This window comes from Streptococcus infantis, from assembly GCF_047460825.1.
In the GTDB taxonomy this organism is placed as follows: Bacteria; Bacillota; Bacilli; order Lactobacillales; family Streptococcaceae; genus Streptococcus; species Streptococcus infantis_V.
Window position 1 is genome coordinate 1 of the sequence record NZ_JASHFO010000051.1, and the last position, 6,047, is coordinate 6,047.

Annotated in this window: 7 protein-coding genes; 3 read left to right on the forward strand and 4 right to left on the reverse strand. The window is 39.1% G+C overall.

Translation table 11 applies throughout. The features are described 5' to 3' along the window. The coding region (locus tag QM911_RS09625; RefSeq protein WP_414313854.1) for a hypothetical protein at positions 1 to 292 on the forward strand (292 nt) is incomplete at its 5' end. A 60-nt stretch (positions 293 to 352) separates the two neighbouring features. Here QM911_RS09625 and yidA read toward each other — a convergent pair. Continuing rightward, positions 353 to 1,159 carry a sugar-phosphatase gene (gene yidA, locus QM911_RS09630; RefSeq protein ID WP_414313855.1) on the reverse strand — a complete coding sequence of 269 codons (807 nt, stop codon included), beginning with the start codon at positions 1,157 to 1,159 and terminating at the stop codon, positions 353 to 355. A gap of 12 nt (positions 1,160 to 1,171) precedes the next feature. Next, entirely contained in the window at positions 1,172 to 2,476 is a 1,305-nt protein-coding gene (locus tag QM911_RS09635) for an HD domain-containing protein (RefSeq protein WP_414313856.1), read from the reverse strand. A gap of 71 nt (positions 2,477 to 2,547) precedes the next feature. On the opposite strand from QM911_RS09635, the gene QM911_RS09640 reads away from it, so the two are divergent. Beyond that, positions 2,548 to 2,925, forward strand: a complete 378-nt coding sequence (locus tag QM911_RS09640; RefSeq protein WP_414294196.1) for a DUF1934 domain-containing protein — start codon at positions 2,548 to 2,550, stop codon at positions 2,923 to 2,925. Between the two features lie 116 nt (positions 2,926 to 3,041). Here the strand turns inward: QM911_RS09640 and QM911_RS09645 are convergent, their stop codons facing one another. Continuing rightward, positions 3,042 to 4,124 carry a DEAD/DEAH box helicase gene (locus QM911_RS09645; protein ID WP_414313857.1) on the reverse strand — a complete coding sequence of 361 codons (1,083 nt, stop codon included), beginning with the start codon at positions 4,122 to 4,124 and terminating at the stop codon, positions 3,042 to 3,044. After that, a complete protein-coding gene (locus QM911_RS09650; protein WP_414313858.1) occupies positions 4,121 to 5,098 on the reverse strand; it encodes a Gfo/Idh/MocA family protein in 978 nt (325 codons plus the stop codon). The genes QM911_RS09645 and QM911_RS09650 overlap by 4 nt, the downstream gene beginning before the upstream one ends. A 145-nt stretch (positions 5,099 to 5,243) precedes the next feature. On the opposite strand from QM911_RS09650, the gene QM911_RS09655 reads away from it, so the two are divergent. Continuing rightward, a complete protein-coding gene (locus tag QM911_RS09655; RefSeq protein ID WP_414313859.1) occupies positions 5,244 to 5,942 on the forward strand; it encodes a YoaK family protein in 699 nt (232 codons plus the stop codon). Positions 5,943 to 6,047 lie beyond the last annotated feature (105 nt).

The following is a 6,047-nucleotide window of genomic DNA, read 5'->3' on the forward strand; positions in this document are numbered from 1 at the left end:
GCAGGACAAAATGGTTTCACTTATGTTTTTGTACTCTCAAGATTTAAGTAACTGTACAACCTTTTTTGAAAAAGGAGCGGTAAACCGACAGTTTTTGTACTCTCAAGATTTAAGTAACTGTACAACCCCTGCTCGTTCCCTTGAATTACACGGCGGGTTTTTGTACTCTCAAGATTTAAGTAACTGTACAACCGAACAGCAGGACAAAATGGTTTCACTTATGTTTTTGTACTCTCAAGATTTAAGTAACTGTACAACTGCAATTCAAATTATTGATTTACTTTCATTGTGATATAATCATACTAAAAACCGCTCTGCTGAGCGGTTTTTTGGGCTATTCTATCTATTTTTTCTACAACACCCAAGTTCGAATGGCATGAGCTACGCCTGATTCATCATTTGTTTTAGTGATGTATTTGGCGATTTTTTTGAGTTCTGGATTTCCATTTTCCATAACAACTGGGTTACCTACGACTTCAAGCATAGCACGGTCATTTTCTTCATCTCCGATAGCCATGGTTTCATCCTTGCTTAGTCCAAGTTTCTCAGCTAGGTGAGTGATAGCTGACCCCTTGTCTACATTCTTTTTAAGGAGCTCAAGGTAGAAAGGAGCAGATTTGTTGATGGAGTAGCGCTCATAAAATTCTGCAGGAATCTTTTCAATAGCGGCATCCAGAATTTCAGGCTCATCGATAAACATACACTTGACGATTTCCTTATCAGCCATTTCTTCAGGTGTACGGTAGAAGATGGGCATGCTGACGAGGGTTGATTCGTGAACGGTATATTTTCCGATATTGCGATTGGCAGTATAGATGCCGTCCTTGGTAATAGCATGCATATGGACGCCAAGTTTGCGGCTGAGGAATTCCATATCTAGATAATCCTCATAAGTCAAGGATTCGCTGATAATTTCATGTCCTGTAGCAGTTTCTTGAACAAGGGCACCGTTGAAGGTCACTACATAGTCACCTTCATCTCTTAATTTCAAGTCATCTAGAAGTTTGGCAACTCCTGCGATAGGACGTCCAGTTGCAATCATAACTTTGACACCAGCTTGTTTGGCATCTTGGATGGCAGAAAATACTTCAGGAGTGATTTCCTTTTTACTGTTGACAAGGGTTCCGTCGATATCGACAGCGATTAGTTTAATACTCATAAATTTCCTCTTTTAGTTTTTATTTGGGGTAAAATGATCGTTCTCAATCAAGTGTAGAAATTGCTGGGTAATGCTTGCGAAGATGCTGTTTTGGTCTAACATTTCTTTCGGAAAATAGAAACGATTATCTCCGTGGCGACTACCAGCAAGTGATTGAACGATAGGAGACAGGCTAGAGAGTTCTGCTAGTTCACCATTTTTCTGTATAATCTCAATCTGCGTTCGTGGATTTTCAGATTCAGGACGATAGATATCATAAGGAAGGTCAAAGTTCTTATGAATAGCTGTGTAATAGTCAGGATCAAAGCCGATATCTTCTACCAGTTTTCTCATAGATGCAAGCTGTTCTTGATCTTCTTGTGAAAAGGTGATGGATTTAAAGACCTTGCGATTGACAAAACGTTGTGACAGGTCAGCTAAAATCTTGTCAGAACTGGTCATCCATAGTTGAAAATAGGTATTCATAACTCCGTCATCCAAAGATAGATAGTCAGCCAAGGTCACATTTTTTTCGAAAAATGGAAGTAGATGAGGAGAAGTTCGAGCAAAGAATTCTTTGTTATCTGGATAAAGTTCTTTAGCGCGTTTCAAAAGATTTTGAAGAAGAACTTCCATAGCACGTGTTGCTGGATGGAAATAAACCTGCATATACATTTGATAGCGACTTAGAACATAGTCTTCGATGGCATGCATGCCATTTCGTTGAAAGGCAATTCCGTTCTCGATAGGGCGAATAACTCGTAAGATACGTGTTAGGTCAAATTCCCCATAAGAAGCCCCTGTAAAATAGGAGTCGCGCAAGAGATAGTCCATGCGATCTGCATCGATTTGACTCGAAATCAGTTGGACCACCTGCTTATTTGGATAAGTGTGGTCTATAACACTAGCTACCTTTTTTGGGAAATCTGGAGCTACCTGTAAAAGAACCTTGTGAATCTCTGTTTCGGGGCTTTGGATAATTTCCTGCGTAATCGCCTCATGATCGGTATCAAAGAGATTTTCAAAGGTATGCGAGTAGGCGCCATGTCCTAGGTCATGAAGGAGGGCTGCAGTCATGGTTAGGAGGGACTCCGAATGATCCCATTCTTTAGGATACTTTTCCTCAAAAATCTCGGTGATGCGTCGTGCAATCTCGTAAACACCCAGACAGTGAGAGAAACGACTATGTTCTCCACCATGAAAGGTGTAACTGGATGTCCCGAGTTGCTTGATACGGCGCAAGCGTTGAAATTCTTTGGTATTGATTAAGTCATAGATAATCTGATTATCAACATGGATATAATTGTGAACAGGGTCACGAAATACTTTTTCATTCATAAAACCATTATAGCAAAAAGCCACAGTTTTTGGTAAAATAGTAGGATAAGAGTGAAGAAAGAGGACTTGAAGTGAAGATTCGAATGAGAAATACCATCCAATTTGATGAACAATTGGAAGTGATCGACCAACTTTATGATGTTGAGTTACGTGAGAAAGGTGATTTTTCCTATCTCCTTTTTTACAATGAAGAGAAGGAAAAAGTGGTACTCAAGTTTAATGATACAGAGTTGGTGATGTCTCGATTTTCCAACCCTAAGACCATCATGCGTTTTCTGAAGGAAGCTGATAGTTTAGCCTATATTCCTACACCAATGGGGATACAGGAGTTTATCATTCAAACAAGCCATTATCAAGTTGATCAGCAAAAGATTGAACTAGCCTATCAACTACAAAACAAAGAAGGAACTCCATTTGCAAACTATCGCTTAGAAATTACCTGGGGGTAAGAAAGCTGGTGGAGGAGAAATCAGTAGATAAAGTTTCGATTTCCTAGTTCTAAATCAGCTAGCAGATCAAAGTTTTTTTGCTAATAAAAAATGAGGTTGGGATTTTTATCCCAACCTTATTTGATATACAGTTCTTGATTTTTCAAGACAATTTCACGTACACTTGCAAATTTTTTGAGCTTTTTGATTTCTTCGGGATGCGTTACAAGTGTGATTACATAGCCCTCTTTGCCCATACGTCCAGTACGGCCAGCGCGGTGAGTGTAGGTTTCCATATCTCTAGGAACGTCAAAGTTAACTACGCATTCCAAGCTATCAATGTCGATACCACGAGCCAGAAGGTCTGTCGCAAGAAGCAGTGTTAGTTGCTTATCTTTGAATTTTTCTAAGATAACTTTTCTAAACTTAACGTTGACATCGCTAGCTAGAGAAACAGCTAGGACATCACGATATTGTAATTTTTCCTCAGCGCTTCCGAGGTCTGACAAACTATTAAAGAAAACCAGTCCGCGGAAGTCCTCGACATGTGCGAGTTTACGAAGCATATCTACTCGATGACGTTGGTCTACTTGCATGTAGAAGTGTTGAATGTTGTCCAATTTTTGATCAGAGAGGTCGATGGTGCGCGTGTTGGGCGCAATCTTATCTTGGTCAAACTTGGTAGTGGCACTCATATAGATAAGTTGGTGGTCACGAGGTGCATAGTGGGTAATCTTTTCTACAAAGTGAATTTGAGAATCATCTAGCAACTGGTCAAACTCATCAAGAATGATCGTTTCCACATTCATCATCTTGATTTTTTTCAATTTGATCAGTTCAAAGATACGCCCAGGAGTTCCAATAAGGATTTCTGGGCCTTTTTTAAGTCGTTCGATTTGACGTTTCTGACTCGAACCAGAAAGGAAGAGTTGAGCAGTCAAGCCAATTGCTTCACCCCAAGTTTTAGTTACCTCAAAAATCTGACCAGCCAGTTCAGTATTTGGTGCTAAAATCAATAGTTGCTGCGCTTTTTTCTTTTGGAGACGGAGAAGACTTGGTAGGAGATAAGCTAAAGTTTTTCCTGTACCAGTTGGACTGACTCCAAGGAGGGTTTGACCGTCTAAAATCGGATCAAAAAGCTGAGTTTGAATGGGGGTGAATTCTTGAAAGCCGAGTTGTTCGGTTAGCTCTAGCCATTCTGTAGGTAGTTTGGTTTTCATTTTTCTGCCTCAAATCTAATGCCAGCAGTCTGGCGCATGGTGTAAATTAGGTTATGGACGTGTGATGCATCCTCTAACCAAGCTTGGTAAAGTTCTGGATTTGGCTGCTTGATCATGTTAGCAAAAGCAGCGACTTCCTCAGTCATGGTATGAGGTGCCTGCTGAATAGGTAAATGTGTTTCATTACCTTGATGATCTGTAAAAATAGCTGATCGAACATGTTCAATAGTGTTGAGTGTCAAGGTTCCATCTGTTGTATATATTTCACAGGGCAGATTAGAAGTAATGTTTTTACCAGCCTTGATGTGAACTTGATATTCAGGATAAGATAAGATACCATCTCCATTTAAATCAACGGTGTTGTCAAGTTGTTGAGCTTGATAGGACGCATCAAGTGCCTTTCCAAACAAGCGAACCGCAGCATAGATCGGATAAATACCTAAGTCCATGAGAGCCCCACCAGCAAAACGGTCTGAAAATACATTCGGAGTGTTTCCAGAAAGGAGGTCAGGCATCTTAGAAGAATACTTGGCATAGTTAAAATCTGCACCTGAAACTTGCTTATCTGCTAAAAAGTTTTTAATAACGGTGAAGGCTTCCTCATGATAGTTTCTTGCTGCTTCAAAGATAAAACATTGATTTTCTTGAGCTATTTCAACTAAATCCTGCCATTCTTGTGGTTGAGTCACCGCTGGTTTTTCAAGGATAACATGTTTAGCCGATGCTAGAGCAAGCTTGGCTTGAGTATAATGCAGAGAATTGGGACTTGCGATATAGACAATATCAAAATCAGACTGGAAGAAATCCTCTAAATTATCAAATAGACTAACATCTGTATAGGAACTAGCAAATTGCTGAGCAGTCGTGAGCTTTCTTGAATAAACAGCCACTAACTGGAATTCCTGACTAGTATGAGCAGCTTCTATAAAGTGGTGACTGATTGCACCAGTACCGATAATACCGAGTTTAAGCATGAAATCTCCTTTTCTACAAGTAATGACTGCTTTCATTATATCACAGATAGACTAAACTAGCCAAAGGGAGACAATTCTTTTATTTGACACTTCGAATTTTCCTCAAAAAATGGTACAATAGATTCAGAAAAAATAGGAGTGTAGTATGAGATTATTACCTATGAGAAAAATTTCTCGTCATTCAAAAAGATTGGCGCTTTTTTTGACTTTTTGTGCGGGTTATGTAGATGCCTATACCTTTATCATACGTGGGAATACTCTAGTTGCAGGTCAAACAGGGAATGTCGTTTTCCTTTCCGTTGGTCTCATTCAAGACAATGTTTCAGATGCCAGCACCAAGGTAATGACCTTGATTTCCTTCATGGTGGGTGTCTTCCTTTTGACAGTCTATAAAGAAAAGTTGAGGATTGTAAGAAAACCAATTCTATCTCTTATTCCACTAGCAATTTTATCTTTAATAATAGGATTTGTTCCCTTGACGGTTGATAATATATACATAGTACCACCGTTAGCATTTTGTATGGGACTTGTAACAACAGCTTTCGGAGAAGTTTCAGGCATTGCATACAATAATGCTTTTATGACCGGAAATATCAAACGAACCATGTTAGCATTTGGCGAATATGTTCGCACAAAACATACACCTTTTTTAAGAGAAGGACTCATCTTTGTTAGCTTGCTGTCGAGTTTTGTGCTTGGGGTTGTTGTATCAGCTTATCTGAGTATTTTTTATGAAGAAAAAACAATTTTAGGGATTCCAATCATGATGAGTATTTTTTATCTAAGTATGCTTTTTGCATCTTGGAGGAAAAAAATAAGAGAAAAAGCTAAATTCCCAAACTAACTTCCATCGCCAATAAAAGTGGAAGTTAGTCTGATAAAAATCGTAAAAACCAGTGGAAATCCGTGTCAGGGTAAGTTCCACTGGTTTTACTAATGCTTGATTTCA